Source organism: Roseixanthobacter pseudopolyaromaticivorans (genome assembly GCF_043195145.2).
GTDB lineage: Bacteria > Pseudomonadota > Alphaproteobacteria > Rhizobiales > Xanthobacteraceae > NCEH01.
Genome location: NZ_CM195539.1, coordinates 3,635,367 through 3,650,690 on the forward strand (window position 1 = coordinate 3,635,367; position 15,324 = coordinate 3,650,690).

Annotated in this window: 15 protein-coding genes, 1 tRNA gene and 1 riboswitch; of the genes, 9 read left to right on the top strand and 7 right to left on the bottom strand. The window is 67.4% G+C overall.

Annotated features, from left to right (window positions below):
* Window positions 1-228: 228 nt before the first annotated feature.
* The 4 genes from V5F68_RS17130 to V5F68_RS17145 all read left to right on the top strand — a co-directional run bounded on the left by V5F68_RS17130 (window position 229) and on the right by V5F68_RS17145 (window position 3,846).
* Window positions 229-777 carry a TRAP transporter small permease gene (locus V5F68_RS17130; RefSeq protein WP_394014223.1) on the top strand — a complete coding sequence of 183 codons (549 nt, stop codon included), beginning with the start codon at window positions 229-231 and terminating at the stop codon, window positions 775-777.
* Between the two features lie 3 nt (window positions 778-780).
* Window positions 781-2,094: a TRAP transporter large permease gene (locus tag V5F68_RS17135; RefSeq protein WP_394014224.1), complete on the top strand. Its 1,314-nt coding sequence runs from the start codon at window positions 781-783 to the stop codon at window positions 2,092-2,094.
* A gap of 38 nt (window positions 2,095-2,132) precedes the next feature.
* Entirely contained in the window at window positions 2,133-3,116 is a 984-nt protein-coding gene (locus V5F68_RS17140) for a TRAP transporter substrate-binding protein (protein ID WP_394014225.1), read from the top strand.
* Between the two features lie 163 nt (window positions 3,117-3,279).
* The gene (locus V5F68_RS17145; protein ID WP_348844227.1) at window positions 3,280-3,846 is read left to right on the top strand and encodes a winged helix DNA-binding protein; all 567 of its coding nucleotides are present in this window, start codon (window positions 3,280-3,282) and stop codon (window positions 3,844-3,846) included.
* A 278-nt stretch (window positions 3,847-4,124) separates the two neighbouring features.
* On the opposite strand, the gene V5F68_RS17150 is transcribed toward V5F68_RS17145, so the two are convergent.
* Both V5F68_RS17150 and V5F68_RS17155 read right to left on the bottom strand, forming a co-directional pair.
* Entirely contained in the window at window positions 4,125-4,979 is an 855-nt protein-coding gene (locus tag V5F68_RS17150) for a CbtA family protein (RefSeq protein WP_394014226.1), read from the bottom strand.
* Window positions 4,980-4,991: 12 nt separating this feature from the next.
* Window positions 4,992-5,216, bottom strand: a complete 225-nt coding sequence (locus V5F68_RS17155) for a CbtB domain-containing protein (protein ID WP_348844225.1) — start codon at window positions 5,214-5,216, stop codon at window positions 4,992-4,994.
* A gap of 1 nt (window position 5,217) precedes the next feature.
* A riboswitch (adenosylcobalamin (AdoCbl) riboswitch) is annotated at window positions 5,218-5,371 on the bottom strand.
* A gap of 111 nt (window positions 5,372-5,482) precedes the next feature.
* On the opposite strand from V5F68_RS17155, the gene V5F68_RS17160 reads away from it, so the two are divergent.
* A complete protein-coding gene (locus V5F68_RS17160) occupies window positions 5,483-6,064 on the top strand; it encodes a histidine phosphatase family protein (RefSeq protein ID WP_394014227.1) in 582 nt (193 codons plus the stop codon).
* A gap of 226 nt (window positions 6,065-6,290) precedes the next feature.
* Here V5F68_RS17160 and V5F68_RS17165 read toward each other — a convergent pair whose 3' ends face one another.
* From V5F68_RS17165 to V5F68_RS17175, 3 genes are all read right to left on the bottom strand, one after another.
* Window positions 6,291-7,496 (bottom strand): NAD-dependent formate dehydrogenase, encoded by a 1,206-nt coding sequence (locus V5F68_RS17165; RefSeq protein ID WP_394014228.1) that lies wholly within the window; start codon window positions 7,494-7,496, stop codon window positions 6,291-6,293.
* A 271-nt stretch (window positions 7,497-7,767) separates the two neighbouring features.
* Entirely contained in the window at window positions 7,768-8,670 is a 903-nt protein-coding gene (locus V5F68_RS17170; protein WP_394014229.1) for a LysR family transcriptional regulator, read from the bottom strand.
* Window positions 8,671-8,815: 145 nt separating this feature from the next.
* Window positions 8,816-9,025, bottom strand: a complete 210-nt coding sequence (locus V5F68_RS17175) for a TOBE domain-containing protein (RefSeq protein ID WP_394014230.1) — start codon at window positions 9,023-9,025, stop codon at window positions 8,816-8,818.
* A gap of 155 nt (window positions 9,026-9,180) precedes the next feature.
* On the opposite strand from V5F68_RS17175, the gene modA reads away from it, so the two are divergent.
* From modA to modC, 3 genes are read left to right on the top strand one after another with little or no spacing between them, the layout of a single operon-like run.
* A complete protein-coding gene (modA, locus tag V5F68_RS17180; protein ID WP_394014231.1) occupies window positions 9,181-9,978 on the top strand; it encodes a molybdate ABC transporter substrate-binding protein in 798 nt (265 codons plus the stop codon).
* Window positions 9,979-10,038: 60 nt separating this feature from the next.
* Entirely contained in the window at window positions 10,039-10,731 is a 693-nt protein-coding gene (gene modB / locus V5F68_RS17185) for a molybdate ABC transporter permease subunit (protein WP_394014382.1), read from the top strand.
* Window positions 10,728-11,810: a molybdenum ABC transporter ATP-binding protein gene (modC, locus tag V5F68_RS17190; RefSeq protein ID WP_394014232.1), complete on the top strand. Its 1,083-nt coding sequence runs from the start codon at window positions 10,728-10,730 to the stop codon at window positions 11,808-11,810. Before modB ends, modC begins: the two co-directional genes overlap by 4 nt.
* On the opposite strand, the gene V5F68_RS17195 is transcribed toward modC, so the two are convergent.
* The gene (locus V5F68_RS17195; RefSeq protein ID WP_394014233.1) at window positions 11,776-12,171 is read right to left on the bottom strand and encodes a winged helix-turn-helix domain-containing protein; all 396 of its coding nucleotides are present in this window, start codon (window positions 12,169-12,171) and stop codon (window positions 11,776-11,778) included. The two genes, modC and V5F68_RS17195, sit on opposite strands and share 35 nt — an antisense overlap.
* Before the next feature lie 60 nt (window positions 12,172-12,231).
* Window positions 12,232-12,306: transfer RNA gene (locus tag V5F68_RS17200), tRNA-Gly, on the bottom strand.
* Between the two features lie 666 nt (window positions 12,307-12,972).
* Between V5F68_RS17200 and V5F68_RS17205 the strand changes: the two genes are divergently transcribed.
* Window positions 12,973-15,300, top strand: coding sequence for a hypothetical protein (locus tag V5F68_RS17205; protein ID WP_394014234.1), 2,328 nt, complete (start codon window positions 12,973-12,975; stop codon window positions 15,298-15,300).
* Window positions 15,301-15,324 lie beyond the last annotated feature (24 nt).

A 15,324-nucleotide genomic window follows, 5' to 3' on the forward strand; every position in this document is an offset into this window, starting at 1 on the left:
ATAAAAAACGTCAACATTTTGTTGACGAAATGACAGGTTGAGGCCAGCATATCTTTCGAGAGCACCCAGGGCATAGCCCGAAGGGCGCCGGACAGACTTTTGAGGGGTTCAGATGACCAGGGAAGAATTCCGCCATCGACGGCGGTTGAAAACGCGCGCGCGCAGCGTCGCGAAGGATAGAGACACATCCGCCGGGCGGCGCCGACATCCGATCTGCGGAGGGCGCGCATGATCCGCAAGGCGCTCGACGGGCTCTATCTTCTCTCCGGCATCCTGGCCGGGCTTTTCCTGCTCGCGATCTTCGGCCTGATGATCGCCCTTTCTGCCGGCCGCGAGTTCGGCCTCAATGTTCCCGCCGGCGATGATTTCACCGCCTGGTGCATGGCGGCGATGGCGTTTCTCGGCCTCGCCCACACCTTCAAGGCCGGCGACATGATCCGCGTGGGCCTGCTGCTCGAGAGGCTCCACGGCCGCTCCCGTCAGGCGGCGGAACTGGTGGCCCTGACGATCGGCATCGCCTTCCTCGCCTATTTCGCGAAGAACGCCGTGCAACTCGCCTATGAATCCATGCTCTTCAACGACATGTCGCAAGGCGTGATCGCCGTGCCGCTCTGGATTCCGCAGAGCGGATATGCGGCAGGGCTGGTGATATTGCTGATCGCCATGCTGGACGAGTTTGTCCATGTCGCGGGCGGCAACCGGCCCCGCTATGAGAAGGAACCCGCCACTTCGCCAGATGAATTGGTCGAGCGCATCGCTGCCGGCGGAGGCGTCTGAGCCATGATGCATTTCGATCTGGCGCAGCTCTCCATCGTGCTGCTTCTGCTTCTCGTCGCCATCCTCGCCAGCGGTGTGTGGATTGCCTTCGGCCTCGGCATCGTCGGGCTCGCGGCCATGGTGCTCACCACCAACGTGCCCATCGGCCAGGTGCTCGCCACCACCGTGTGGAGCGCCACCGCCTCTTGGACGCTCGCCGCCCTGCCGCTGTTCATCTGGATGGGCGAGATCCTGTTCCGAACACGCTTGTCGGAAGAGATGTTCCGCGGCCTTGCGCCGTGGCTGCAATGGCTTCCCGGCCGCCTGCTGCATGTGAACGTGGTGGGCTGCGGGATCTTCGCTGCGGTCTCCGGCTCCTCCGCCGCCACCTGCGCCACCATCGGCAAGATCGCTTTGCCGGAGCTGGACAAGCGCGGCTACGACAAGGGCATGAGCATCGGCACGCTGGCCGGCTCGGGCACGCTCGGCCTGCTCATTCCGCCGTCGATCCCGATGGTGGTCTATGCGGTCACGGCCAATGTCTCGGTGCTCCAGGTGTTCCTCGGCGGCTTCCTGCCGGGGCTGCTGGTGATGGCGCTCTACAGCGGCTACATCATCATCTGGGCGCTGCTCAACCCGTCCAAGTCGCCGCCGCGCGACCCGCGGATGCCGTTCCGGGAAAAGCTACGCCAATCGGCGCGCCTGCTGCCGTGCCTGCTGCTGATCGCGGGGGTGTTTCTCTCGCTCATCCTCGGCCTCGCCACGGCGACCGAATGCGCCGCCTGGGGCGTGATGGGCGCGCTTGCCCTGGCGGCCTGGAGCGGGACGCTGACCTGGACCGCGTTCATCGAGAGCGTGATGAGCGCCACCCGGCTGTCCTGCATGATCATGCTGATCATCGCCGGCGCGGCCTTCACCACCGCCGCCATGGCTTATACCGGCATCCCGGTGGCGCTGGCGGAATGGGTGCAGGGGCTCAACCTCACCCCCGGCAAGCTCGCCCTGGCGCTGACCGTCATGTACATCATCCTCGGCTGCCTCGTGGACGGCATCTCGATGATCGTCCTGACGGCAGTGATCGTGCTGCCGATGGTGAAGCAGGCAGGGTTCGACCTCGTCTGGTTCGGCGTCTACCTCGTCATCCACGTCGAGATGGCGCAGATTACGCCGCCCGTGGGCTTCAACCTGTTCGTGCTCCAGAACATGAGCGGGCGCGATACGCTCTCGGTGGCCAAGGCTGCTTTTCCATTCTTCATTCTGCTCAACGTCGCGGTCATCATCATCACGACCTTCCCGGAGATCGTCCTGGTGCTGCCGCGCTGGGCCTTCCCCGGGTGATCCACCGCCGTCAAAGCCAACCAGAAGAGGGATACAAAATGGCACGCTTGCGTTTCCTCGCACCGGCGCTCGTCGCAGCCGGCATCGCCACGCTCTCGGCGGCCCCAGCGCTCGCCCAGACCAAGTGGAACCTTCCCTCCGCCTACCCGGCGGACAATTTCCACACCGAGAACATCGCTCAGTTCGCCAAGGACGTGGAAACCCTGTCCGGCGGCAAGCTGCTGATCACGCTTCATCCCAACGCCGTCCTGTTCAAGGCGCCGGAGATCAAGCGCGCGGTGGCGACCGGCCAGGCCCAGGCCGGCGAGGTCATCATGTCGATCCACGAGAACGAGGATCCGATCTTCGGCGTCGACGTGGTTCCGTTCCTCGCCACCTCCTACGAAAGCTCGAAGAAGCTCTGGGCGGCCTCTCGCCCGTTCGTCGAGAAGAAGATGGAATCGCAGGGGCTTATGGTGCTCTATGCGGTGCCCTGGCCGCCGCAGGGCATTTTCTCCAAGAACCCTGTCACCAAGGTCGAGGATCTGAAGGGCGCCAAATGGCGCGCCTATAATGTCGGCACCTCGCGCATCGGCGATCTGCTTGGCGCCCAGTCCGTCACCGTGCAGCAGGCCGAACTGGCGCAGGCGCTCGCCACCGGCGTGGTCACCGCCCTCATCACCTCCGCCGCCACTGGCTATGACGTGAAGATCTGGGAAAGCATTCCCTATTTCTACGACGTCCAGGCCTGGCTGCCGAAGAACATGGTGTTCGTGAACAAGGCCGCGTTCGAGGCCCTCGACAAGCCGACTCAGGAGGCCGTGCTGAAGGCCGCCGCCGCAGCCGAGGAACGTGGCTGGAAGAGCTCCATCGAAAAGAGCAAATGGTATGTCGACCAGCTCCAGGCCAAGGGCATGAAGGTGGAGCCGCCCTCCGCCGAACTGCGGGCGGGCTTCGAGAAGATCGGCAAGCAGCTGACCGCCGACTGGATCAAGAAGGCCGGCCCGGACGGCGAAGCCATCCTCGCCACCTTCAACAAATGAGCCTCGACGCCTGAGGCTGCGGCGCGCGGCTGGCGCGCCGCCCCACGCTGGCCGGCCCCGCAAGGGCCGGTCTTTCCGCGAAATCCGCGCCGGCGCGTTTCACTGAAGACGCCTCGGCCGGCCGCCGCGGTCCATGCCCAATAACAGATAGACGCCACGCCGCATGACCCGACGCCCCTCCCCCCCTTCGGCCGCCGCCAGCGATGATCGCAAGATCTCCTCCGGCCCGCTCGGCTCGATCGTCTCCTCGGCCCATCTCGCGGACGGGGCGCTGCCGGCGCTCTCGGAGCTGGAATTCGGCCTCAACATGATCACCCACGGCTATCAGCGCTGGATGGTCCGCTGCATGGCGGCGGCCGGGTTGCCGGATCTCTCCTCGCTCGACGTGCTGGTGCTGCACCATGTGGCCCACCGCGACCGGGCGAAGACCATCGCCGATCTGTGCCTGGTGCTGGATGTGGAGGATACGCACCTGGTGACCTATGCGGCCAAGAAGCTCCAGGCGCTGGGGCTGGTTTCCGGCGGCCGGCGCGGCAAGGAGAAGACCTTGGCGGCGACCGAGAAGGGGCGCCTCGCCTGCCAGCGCTATCGCGAGGTGCGCGAGGCGCTGCTGACCAAGACCGTGGCCGCGACCGGCATTGCGCCGGAAAAGCTTTCGGAAATCGCCGCCTTGCTGCGCACGCTCTCCGGCCATTACGATCAGGCGGCGCGGGCGGCAGCGAGCCTTTAGGCGCGCCCCGCCACCCACATTCACCAAAAATGTTTCACGTGAAACAATGACTTAAGCTAGACGAACATCGGTTTACTGGGGCTTCACCGCGGTTTTCCGGCCGATCACACCGGCTTTTCGCTCCGATATTGCGCATCACATTTCGGCATGCCGAATGCCGCCCGCTTCTGAGGGATCGACGCGGGCCGACAGCGACCAAAAGGGCACCACCGGCGGCGCACCCGGGGGTCCGACACAGCGGTCCCCCCGGCTCACCGAACCGGCCCAGCGCAAGCTGGTCAGCGCAGGGCGCCGGCGGAAGCGAGGCGCACGCCGCGATGGGCGCGCAGGCTGCGCTCGGCGAGCGGGCCGAAGACCAGCCCGAGGGTCGTCCATAGCACCGCCTGGATGCCGAGCGTGGCGATGCGGAACTCCCACAGGAGCGAGGCCGAGAATTCGGCCGGCACCTCGTTGATGGTCGGCAGCGCCATCTGCACCAGGGCGATCACCGCCACATAGGCGAGGGCCGCCGCCACGATGCCGTTCCACGCGCCGTGGCGGGCGGCGAGCCGCCGGGCCAGCAGCACGGCGCCCGTGAGCGCGACCAGCGAAGCCGCGAGCATCAGGAAGAACATCTGGGTGCGGAAGCCGATGGTCGCGCCGTCGCCCACGGCGGGCGGATTGGCGGGATATTTCAGCCCCGGCACCAGCACGATGGCCAAGAACCCGCCCAGCGCCAGCAGCACCACCGTGGCGCGCGGGGACAGCGGACCCACCCGCCCAAGGGCGAAGGCGAAGACCAGCGCGAAGATGCCGCCCATGGCGGCGCCATAGACCACGGTGCCGGTCAGCAGGCCGAGGCCGGCCTGGGTGGACCGGCTGACCAATTCCTCCTCGCCACCATGGGAATGGCCCTCTGCGGCGGCGGGTTCCGGGGCGGCGGCATGCATGTGCGTGCTGCCGTCGGCATGGACATGCGGCGTCGCCGCCGGGGATGCGGGAGCGGCGGCGGGCGCCGGCCCTTCCGCATGCGCTTCCTCAAAGGCGATGGCGCGGTTGACCGCGGGTTCACCGAAGACGCGCGCGAATCCGAACGAGAGCAGGCCCGCGAGGACGCCGACAAGCATCCCGCGAAGCAGGAGAGACCCAACCATGTCGCATCCCCCTCAGTGGCAGGGGAAGCCGAGCAGATGGCGGCCGTCGTGCAGGAATTCATGCACATACATGCCGGGGATGAGGGAGGTCGCACCCTGTTCGGCGCCGACGAAATAGAGCGCGAGCAGCATCAGCAGGCCGCCGAACACCGCCCAGGGCAGAAGTTCGCTGACCGAGATGGTCTGCGTGCCGGCCGCAGCGCCGAGGGAGGAACCGGAAAGAAGGGTGTCGGCCATGCTGGGTCTCCTGGGATTGCGCGTCCCGAAATCGAACAAAACCCTGCGGGCCGGGTCTGACTTGCGGCACAGCCGGAATGGCGTGCCGCTTACAGTGGCGCGACCGTGTCGGATTTTCACCGACTTCCTCACCCGCAGCGAAGCTCCGACACTATTTGCGGGATACAGGTTGTGTCAAACAAACAATGTGGCAAACCGGGCACCCGCCCGGCCCGCCGGCCGCCGTTCGATGTCCCCGCCTGATACCGCGAGGTTGCCCCGTCGCCATGGCCAATCGCCTGACGCTGATCTGCCACGGTGCCACCGCCGCCATGCGGGCCGGCGCCTTTCCGTGCGACGAACCGCTGGAGCCGCGCGCCCTCGCGCAGACGCAAGCCTGGCGCGGCCGGCTGCGGCGGCCCGACCGGGTGCTCGCCGCGCCGGCCCTGCGCGCGCGTGAAACCGCACAGGCCCTCGGCTTTAACGCCGAGACGGATGTGGATCTTCAGGATTGGGACTGTGGGCTTTGGGCGGGCCTCACCTTCGCTGAGGTGGACACGGCTTATCCCGGCGCGCTCGCCCTCTGGCGCGGCGAGCCCCAGGCCGCGCCGCACGGCGGCGAATCGCGCACGGCGCTGATCGCCCGCATGGAGGATTGGCTGGACCGCCAGCGCGAGAGCCATGGCCATCTGATCGCATGCACCCACGCGGCGAATGTCCGGGCGCTGGTGGCCGGGCTTCTCCAGGCGCCTGACGCCTTCTGGCAGATCGACATCGCGCCCCTGAGCCTGACTGACCTGCGCACCGACGGCCGGCGCTGGACCCTGCGCACGCTCGGCCAGCCTTTGGACGACCCGCACGACACCTGACGGGCACGGGGGGAAAGATCGCCGGAGCGGGCGGCACACCGCGCGGAAAGGGCCACGAGCGACACGCGCCACGCGGCCCCTCCCGCGCGGCGCAATGACGTGCCGCGCGCCCCGGCAAGGCGGGGAGGAAAGGGGAAAAGAACAATCCTAGGGCCGGCGGCACCGCAAACCTTGGCGCCGCCGGGCTGTTTCAACCTGATCGGACTCGTCGGACCAGGCCCTGGCGTCAGCTGGCCTTCTTGAACTTGGCAGCCTCTTCCGAACCGCCGGTGGCATTGCCGGCGCTGTAGGAATGGGCCCCCACGCCGGCGAGCTTGCCGCCATCGACGATGAGATATTCGTCGCGGATCGGCCGGCCCTCGAAATAGCATTCCAGAATCTCGCGCGTGCCGGCCGCATAACGGGTCTGAGCGGAGAGCGAGGTGCCGGAGATGTGGGGCGTCATGCCGTGGTGGGGCATGGTGCGCCAGGGGTGATCCTGCGGCGCGGGCTGCGGAAACCACACATCGCCCGCATAGCCGGCGAGCTGGCCGCCTTCGAGCGCGCGCACGATGGCGTCGCGGTCGCACAGTTTGCCGCGCGCCGTGTTGACCAGATAGGCGCCGCGCTTGAACAGCTTCAGCGTCTCCTCATTGATCATGTGCTCGGTTTCGGGATGCAGCGGGCAGTTCAGCGTGACCACGTCGCACACGCCGTACATCTCCTCGCGGGTCGCGTGCCAGGTGAGGTTCAGCTCGGCCTCCACCTCGGCCGGCAGGCGGTGGCGGTCGGTATAGTGCAGGTGCATGTCGAACGGCTTCAGGCGGCGCAACACCGCAAGGCCGATACGCCCGGCGGCCACCGTGCCCACATGCATGCCTTCCACGTCATAGGAGCGGGCGACGCAATCGGCGATGTTCCAGCCGCCCTTGCGCACCCAATCGTGGGAGGGGAGATAATTGCGCACGAGGCCGAGGATCATCATCACCACGTGCTCGGCGACGCTGATGGAGTTGCAATAAGTGACCTCGGCGACCGTGATCTTGGCATCGATGGCGGCTTGCAGATCCACATGATCGGAGCCGATGCCGGCGGTGAGCGCCAGCTTCAGCTTGGGCGCCTTGGCGATGCGTTCCTTGGTGAGATAGGCCGGCCAGAACGGCTGGGAGATCACCACTTCCGCGTCGTGCAGTTCGCGCTCCAGCACGCTGTCGGGGCCGTCCTTGGAAGAGGTCACGACCAGCGTGTGGCCAAGGGATTCCAGGTATTTGCGCAGGCCGAGCGCGCCTGAAACGCTGCCCAGCATGGTGCCGGGCTGGAAATCGATCGCCTTCGGGGTCGGCAGGGTCTGGCCGCCGGGATAATGGTCGATCCTGGGAAGATCGTCGCGGGCATAGGTCTTGGGATAGCCGTTAACGGGATCGTCGTAGAGAACGCAGACAATTTTCGCCATGGTTTCCTCCTGAAGGCAGGCCTCGGCATTCGCCGCAAAGGCGTTAGGCATGCCGGATCTTGGGCGGGGGCGGAGCAACCGCCCGCCTGAGGCGATGCCGGTTCTGCTCCGCGTTCGGGGCGGCGCGCTTTGGCGCACGGTGCCGCTTCGACCGGCTCAGTGAAGACCGGCGGACCGCGCGCGTCCAATCGATTGGACGCAAGAATTCATAGGCGAAGGCAATGATGGAACGGTTCCAGGAACCGCCCGGCGACGGGCGGCGCGGCGCGCCTCAGAGCGTGCGCAGCGCGCCTTGGACGAAGCCGCGCGCGATCCGCAGGAAGGCATCGGCCACCGGGGGCTTGGGATCGCGGTCGGTGGCGACGAGCCCCACCGCCTGGGTGTGCACCGGATCCACCAAGCGCAGCGCGCGCACCCCCTCGATGCGCCCGAAGCTGGACAAATGGGTCTGCGGCACGATGCTCGCCCAGGCGCCGGAGGCCACCTGCGACCAGATGCCGAAGAAGGAGTTGGCCTCGATGCGCGGGCGCGAGGCGACACCCGCCTGCGCCAGCACGCGGTCGATGATCCGCCGGTTCTGCATGTCGCCCGTCAGCAGGCAGAGCGGGCTTTCCGCCGCCGCGCGCCAGCTGATGGTCTCGCGGCCGGCATGTTCGTCGGCCTGCGCGGTGACGAAGACATAGGCTTCCTCATAGAGCGCGAACCCGCTCACCCGGCTCAGCGGCTCGGTGTCGAGATAGGTGACGCCGACATCGAGGTCGAGATCGTCGAGCCCGCGCTGGATCGCGACCGAGCTGAGCGAATGGATCTGCACCCGCACCTCGGGATGGCGCGCGCAGAAAGCGTTCACGAGGGGCGGGATGGCCGGCAAGGTGGCAGGCACGGCGCCGATGCGCAGCTGGCCTGCAAGGCCGGCGCCGCGGCCGGACAATTCCTGCCTCAGCCCGTCATAATCCGCGACGATCCGCTGGGCCCACTGCAGGATCCGCTCGCCCTCGGCGGTGAGCCCCAAAAACCTGTGGCCGCGCACCACCAGCGGCTGGCCCAGTTCCTCCTCCAGCTTGCGCAGGCCAGCGGACAAAGTGGGCTGGGACACGTTGCAGGCTTCCGCCGCCCGCCCGAAATGCCGTTCGCGGGCGACCGCCAGGAGATAATGCAGCTGACGGACGAACATCGAGAAAGCCCTTTTCCGGTGCGGCCCCGGCGATGCGCGCGACGATACCATGCTCGCCTGCGCACGAAGGCCGCGCACGGATGGCCGCGCCGCCAGGGGCGCGGCCTGAGAAGACGGGGCCGCCCACGGCGGCGTCCGCCCGGCCTCAATGAACGGCGATCATCACGTCCGACGCCTTGATGATGGCGGCGGCTTCCTGACCGACTTCGAGCTTCAGTTCGTCCACCGCCTCGTTGGTGATGGAAGCGGTCACGGTCGCGCCGCCGCCCAGGTCGAGGCGCACGTGGGACGTGGTCGCGCCCTTGGTGATTTCCAAGATCTTGCCCTTCAACACATTCCGCGCACTGATCTTCATGATCCCCTCCAATGATGGCGCGGAGCCCGATGGGTCCTGCCCGCCACGCCCCACATCGACATAGTTTAGAAAATATATCGCTAGCGAAAATCGTCGCGGCGTTATATTTCACAATATATCGCGCTGCACCACGGCACCGCACTCGGAGAGGGAAAATGAATCTGGCCCGCCGCACATGGCTGAAGATTGCATGCGTCGCCCTGAGCGGCGCCTGGTTCGGCACCCTTCCGCTCGCGGGCGTCGCCCATGCCCAGTCCGAGCCGGTCACCATCTTCGCCGCCGCCAGCCTGAAGAACGCCCTCGATGCGGTGGCCGCCGACTGGCAGAAGGAAACCGGCAAGACCACGCGCATCTCCTATGCCGCCTCCTCCGGGCTCGCCAAGCAGATCGAGGCCGGCGCGCCGGCCGATATCTTCATCTCCGCCGATCTCGACTGGATGGACTATGCCGCCAGCCGCAAGCTGATCCAGGATGCGACCCGCGTGAACTTCCTCGGCAATCGCCTGGTGCTGATCGCCCCCAAGGACAATGCCAAGCCGGTCGACATCAAGAAGGGCTTCGACCTCGCCGGCCTGCTGAAGGGCGGGCGGCTCGCCATGGGCTCGGTGGAGAGCGTGCCCGCCGGCAAATACGGCAAGGCGGCGCTGACCTATCTCGACGTCTGGCCCTCGGTGGAAAACAAGGTCGCGGGCGCGGAAAGCGTACGCGCCGCCATGCTGCTCGTCTCGCGCGGCGAGGCGCCCTACGGCATCGTCTACCAGACCGACGCCGCCGCCGACCCGAGCGTCGCCATCGTCGGCACCTTCCCGGAAGACAGCCACCCGAAGATCATCTATCCCGTGGCGCTGGTCGCGGCCTCTAAGAATCCGGACGCCGCCGCCTTCCTCGCCTTCATGCGCTCGGCGAAGGAGCAGCCGGCATTTGAGAAGCAGGGCTTCACTGTCCTAAAGTGAAGCGTGTGGCGCGCCGCGCGCCACCACTCCTCCGACGCCTGGAACACCTGCGTGGATTTCATGCATCTCAGCGCCGACGAATGGACGGCGGTCGTTCTCACCTTGCGCATCGCCACCGTGGCGATGCTGGCCAGCCTGCCCTTCGGCCTCCTGATGGCACTCGCCCTGGCGCGTGGCCGCTTCTGGGGCAAATCGGTGCTCAACGGCATCGTCCATCTGCCGCTGGTGCTGCCGCCGGTGGTCACGGGCTTCATCCTGCTGCTGCTGTTCGGCCGGCGCGGGCCGATCGGCAGCTTTCTCGACACCTATTTCGGCATCGTCTTCTCATTCCGCTGGACCGGGGCGGCGCTGGCCTGCGCGGTGATGGGCTTTCCCCTGATGGTGCGGACCATCCGCCTCTCCATCGAGTCGGTGGACCGCAAGCTGGAGGACGCCGCCGGCACCCTCGGCGCGAGCCCGATATGGGTATTCCTGACCGTCACGCTGCCACTGATCCTGCCAGGGGTGATCGCCGGCATGATCCTCTCGTTCGCAAAAGCCATGGGCGAGTTCGGCGCCACCATCACCTTCGTCTCGAACATTCCCGGCGAGACGCAGACCCTCTCGGCCGCCATCTACAGCTTCACCCAAGTGCCCGGCGGCGATGCCGGCGCCCTGCGCCTGACGCTGATTTCGGTGGCCATTTCCATGGCGGCGTTGATCGCCTCCGAAATCCTCGCCCATTTTGCCGGCCGGAAGGCGGACCTGCGATGACGCTGCTGGTCGAAGCCAAGCTGAAGCTGGGCGACTTCACCCTCGACGCGCGCTTTGCCTCACACGCCGGCGTCACCGCTCTGTTCGGCCCGTCGGGATCAGGCAAATCCACCCTCGTCAATGTCATCGGCGGGCTGATCCGGCCCGATGCCGGCCGGGTCGTGTTCGACGACGTGGTGCTGGTGGATACCGCGCGCGGCATCTATGTGCCCAAGCACAAGCGGCGCTTCGGCTATGTGTTCCAGGAAGCGCGCCTGTTCCCCCATCTCTCGGTGCGGCGCAACCTGCTGTTCGGGCGCTGGTTCGCACCGGCCTCCCTGCGGGCGGGCAATCTCGCGCAGGTGGTGGACCTGCTCGGCATCGGCCATCTGCTCGACCGGCGGCCCGACGCGCTCTCCGGCGGGGAGAAGCAGCGCGTCGCCATCGGCCGGGCGCTGCTCTCCGAGCCGCGCATGCTGCTGATGGACGAGCCGCTGGCGGCCCTCGACGAGGCGCGCAAGGCCGAGATCCTGCCCTATCTCGAACGGCTGCGGGACGAGACCCACATTCCCATCGTCTATGTCAGCCATTCCCTGGCCGAGGTCTCGCGCCTCGCCTCCACCATCGTGGTGCTGGTGGAAGGGCGCACGGTCGCCATCGGCTCGGCCGACCAGGTGCTGACCCAGCCGGACCTCGTGGCCGCCACCGGGCGCGCCGAGAGCGGCGCGGTGATCGAAGCCAAGGTCGCCGCCCACGACCCCGCCCACCGCATGACCGTGCTCGACACCGGCAGCGGGCAGATGCGGGTGCCTTTGTGCGACCAGCAGCCCGGCGCCACCGTGCGGGTGCGCATTCCCGCCCGTGACGTGATGATCTCGCTCGCCCCGCCCCACGGGCTCAGCGCGCTCAACGTGCTCGAAGGGAAGATCGCGGAAATCGGCCAGCCGGCCGACGGCATGATCGACATCCGCCTGGTGTGCGGCGGGCAATCGCTGCTGGCGCGGCTGACCACCTTCTCGCGCGAGATGCTCGGCCTTCAGACGGGCATGGCGGTGTTTGCCGTGGTCAAATCCGTGGCGCTGGCGGAGAGTCGGGGCTAGGGCCGTCCGGGTCTGGCTCCTCGCTGGGCACATAACGCGCTTCCAGCCAGGATATGTCCTCGGCCAGCGCCTTGCGCGCCTTGGCCTCCATGCCGCGAAAGCGCGCGATGAGCTCTTCGCCGAAAGGGGTGAGGGCTGCTCCCCCGCCGCCGCCGCCGCCGCGCTTGGATTCCACCACGGGGGTGGAGAACATGCGGTTCATCGCGGCCACCAGCATCCAGGCCCGGCGATAGGACAAGCCCATGGCCCGCCCCGCATTGGTGATGGAGCCTTCGCTGCGGATCTGCTCCAGCAATTCGATTTTCCCGCGCCCGAGACGATCCGCGGGGGGAAAGTCGATCCGCATGATGAGCTTGGGCATGTCTGCGATCTCAGCAGGGTCCGCGCGCGCACCGGGGATAAGGGCGCGGCGAGGGCGAATTGGAGCGGGCGATGGGAATCGAACCCACGACATACAGCTTGGGAAGCTGTCGTTCTACCACTGAACTACGCCCGCAACGCCGCAAGCCAAAACTGCGCCGTTGAGGAAACCCCTTCAGGCCCTAGCCGCCAGGGCCGCACCTGAAGGAACCTAAACCGCCCGCGGTTGCGAAGCCGGGAGCGCGATCCACGTTTAGCAAAGGCCGCCCGCCCCTGTCCATAGCCCCACGCGGCCCCACTGGCGCCAGCCTCGCCTGATCAAAACACGCGCGGGAGGTGGGAAAATTTAACCAAGGGCTGCAATAGAAAGAGTCGGAGGTCCGCTGGCCGGTCGACATCGACCGCTCCGCGGGCAGGATATCTTACGGAAATGCACCTGCGGGTCGAATGCCAGTGGCATCGCCGCCGCGCAGATGCCGGGGGGCGGGAGATGAGTTCCACCACGTCAGGGATGGGACCACGGGCGATCGGCCAAACAGGCGCGATTCCACACGACGCCGCGTCGGTCGAAGCGCGATTCGTCGCTCCGCAAGGCAAAAATCTCAGACAATGGTATTTGAGTAATCCCACTTCTTCTTGCGCTCTAGCTATCCACAGGATATCCAAATCCTTCCTGGCCATAGTCCTAGAAGCAGAATGCATCGTCCGGGGTCTTCGGTCTGGGTTTTCGAACGCCACTTTTCCAGTCCAGCCGAACCGATACCTGAAAAAGCCCCGCACAATTCCCTTTCGAGACGCGACGATGATTAAGCACAATGGTCACTTGCCGGTCTTGCTTGCCCTTGCGGCGATGGCGCAGACCTGTCTCGTGACGGGCGCACACGCTCAGGCCCAGCCCCCGCAGGTTCGCACCGCCCAGGCGCAGCCGACACAGAGCCCGGCGCCCCAGACTGCGGCCCCCCCAGCCACGTCGCCTCAGACCACGGCCCCCCAGGCCGCGCCCGCCCCGGAAACCCCGACGGCCGCCCTCGGCCGGCTCGCCAGCGACCGGGCGATCACCGTGACCCTGAACCTGGAAGACCTCGGCATCGACCGGCCGATCTCCCTGTGGGGCATGGACGCGCGGCGCGAAATCTTCCTTCCCGTCCCCGCCGGCGTGCGCATCCGCGATGCCCAGATCAAGCTGGAAGGGCGCTATCTGCGCGGCGACGGCGGCCACACCACTTATGTGGTCTCGGTGGACGGCACCCCGCAATTCTCGCGGCCGGTGGATGGCGACAAGGGCACCGTCTCGGAGCTCCTGCCGATTTCCGGCGACATCCGCCCCACCGGCTTCGTCAATCTGAACCTCGCCTGGTCCTCCGTCATTTCCCAGGAATTGTGCGGCGACGAGCGCTCCATCGGCAATATCCTGGAGTTCGACCCGACCACGCGCTTCACCTACACCTACAACGCCTCGGACATCCGCGACCTCGCCACCGCCTGGAGCGCGCTGCCGCCGCGCCCGGTGATCCTCATTCCGCCGGGCGATCTCTCCAAGGCCACCTATGATGCCGCTTGGCGCATCGGCACCGTGCTCCAGCAGGCCGGCAAGCTGCCGCGCATCGTCGTCATGCCCGGCGTCGGGCAGGAGGTGGACACCTCCGGCATCGTGCTGTCGCCCGGCCTCGCCTCGCTGCCCGCCTTCGCGGCCTTCGCCGGCGGCGGCCGCCACCGCATCGCCAGCCGGGCGGAACTCGGCGCCTATATCGCGCTCGCCCGCCAGGGCGGCTTCTCGGCCGACTTCATCATCGAGGACCCGGCCCTGCGCGACCAGATGGACCAGGCCGTGCGCGCCCTGGAAGACGATCTGCGCGGCGGCTCCGCCGACAATGCCAGCGCGTTCGCGCCCCTGCGCGCCCAGCTCATGGCGAATGCGGCCCAGAGCGACGACAACATCCGCCTCGTGACCATCGCCGGCAAGCCGGTCATCGCCATCTCCGCCCAGGCGGCGGCGCAGGCCTCCGGCGTGCTCTCGGACCTGTGGCGTCAGATGCTGGTGGTGCCGGCGGCCAACGTGCGCGTCGCCACGACGCCCGACTTCTCCGGCGTCACCTCCATCGACCTCTCGCGCCTCGGCGGCCGCACCGGCACCTTCGACGTGCTGGCGCGCGGCGACTGGAGCGCCACGTTCGACCTCGGCACCCTGCTGGGCGGCGGGCGCGTGCCCTCCGAATTCCTGGTGGACGTCTCCGCCTCCCCGAGCGCCGGCGATTCCTCGCCGATCGCCTCGATCACGCTGAACGATTACCTGCTCGGGGCCCGCCGGCTCTCCGCCAACGGCATCACCGAGCGCATTCCGGTCCAGGTGCCGCGCTACGCCCTGGCGGCCCGCAACGTGCTGAAGATCTCGTTCCAGCGCCAGCCCATGAGCGACCGCTGCCGCGAGACGCCGCAGGCCTTCCCCGTGGCGGTGCTGCCCTCCAGCCGCGCGGTGCTGGTGGATGCCCCGGCCACCATCGACTTCTTCGGCGCCATGCCGCGGCTCGCCACGCGCGCCAACGTCATCATTCCGCAATCCTATCTGCGCGACCCCAAGACCTTGCGCCGGGTGATCTCGCTGGCGGTCGCCTCCGGCGTCACCCCCGAGCGCGCGATCCTGACGGTGGCCGGCGACGGCGCCGAGATCACGCCGGACGGGGCCTTCCTCGCCATCGACACGCGCGTCGGCAACGTGACGAGCAAGGTGAAGGTGGAGGGCAGCCGCCTCGCCATCAACGGCAGCAACGAGCAGACCATGCTGGACGTGGGCTCGCTCACCAATCTCGGCGTGATCGAGGCGGTCACCTCGGGGCGGCAGATCGGCCTCGTCTACCGCACCATCGGCGCCAATGCGCCGGAGTGGAAGAAGCCGTTCCTGCTGGCCGCCGGCGACATCAGCCTGCTGACCTCCACGGGGCCGGCGGTGACTCTCGACACCAATTCGGCGACACTGACGCGGGAAACAGGCGCGGAGAGCGATCCGTTCAGCAACTTCCTCAAGCGCGGTCCTGCCTGGGGACCGGCCGCCGTCGGCGTCGCAATCCTGCTGTTCCTGTTGTTCGTGGTTCTTGCTCAGCGGGCGCGCCGGCGCACGCGAGAGGAACCGTGATGCCTGACCAAGGCGGCGTGGCGT

Bases quoted from the DNA above. Each gene is read 5' to 3' on its own strand.
- V5F68_RS17170 (WP_394014229.1), bottom strand. From the start codon at position 8,670: ATGTTCGTCCGTCAGCTGCATTATCTCCTGGCGGTCGCCCGCGAACGG.
- V5F68_RS17155 (WP_348844225.1), bottom strand. From the start codon at position 5,216: ATGGCCGACACCCTTCTTTCCGGTTCCTCCCTCGGCGCTGCGGCCGGC.
- modA (WP_394014231.1), top strand. From the start codon at position 9,181: ATGAATCTGGCCCGCCGCACATGGCTGAAGATTGCATGCGTCGCCCTG.
- V5F68_RS17165 (WP_394014228.1), bottom strand. From the start codon at position 7,496: ATGGCGAAAATTGTCTGCGTTCTCTACGACGATCCCGTTAACGGCTAT.
- V5F68_RS17140 (WP_394014225.1), top strand. From the start codon at position 2,133: ATGGCACGCTTGCGTTTCCTCGCACCGGCGCTCGTCGCAGCCGGCATC.
- modB (WP_394014382.1), top strand. From the start codon at position 10,039: ATGCATCTCAGCGCCGACGAATGGACGGCGGTCGTTCTCACCTTGCGC.
- V5F68_RS17145 (WP_348844227.1), top strand. From the start codon at position 3,280: ATGACCCGACGCCCCTCCCCCCCTTCGGCCGCCGCCAGCGATGATCGC.
- V5F68_RS17175 (WP_394014230.1), bottom strand. From the start codon at position 9,025: ATGAAGATCAGTGCGCGGAATGTGTTGAAGGGCAAGATCTTGGAAATC.
- V5F68_RS17150 (WP_394014226.1), bottom strand. From the start codon at position 4,979: ATGGTTGGGTCTCTCCTGCTTCGCGGGATGCTTGTCGGCGTCCTCGCG.
- V5F68_RS17195 (WP_394014233.1), bottom strand. From the start codon at position 12,171: ATGCCCAAGCTCATCATGCGGATCGACTTTCCCCCCGCGGATCGTCTC.
- modC (WP_394014232.1), top strand. From the start codon at position 10,728: ATGACGCTGCTGGTCGAAGCCAAGCTGAAGCTGGGCGACTTCACCCTC.
- V5F68_RS17205 (WP_394014234.1), top strand. From the start codon at position 12,973: ATGATTAAGCACAATGGTCACTTGCCGGTCTTGCTTGCCCTTGCGGCG.
- V5F68_RS17160 (WP_394014227.1), top strand. From the start codon at position 5,483: ATGGCCAATCGCCTGACGCTGATCTGCCACGGTGCCACCGCCGCCATG.
- V5F68_RS17135 (WP_394014224.1), top strand. From the start codon at position 781: ATGATGCATTTCGATCTGGCGCAGCTCTCCATCGTGCTGCTTCTGCTT.
- V5F68_RS17130 (WP_394014223.1), top strand. From the start codon at position 229: ATGATCCGCAAGGCGCTCGACGGGCTCTATCTTCTCTCCGGCATCCTG.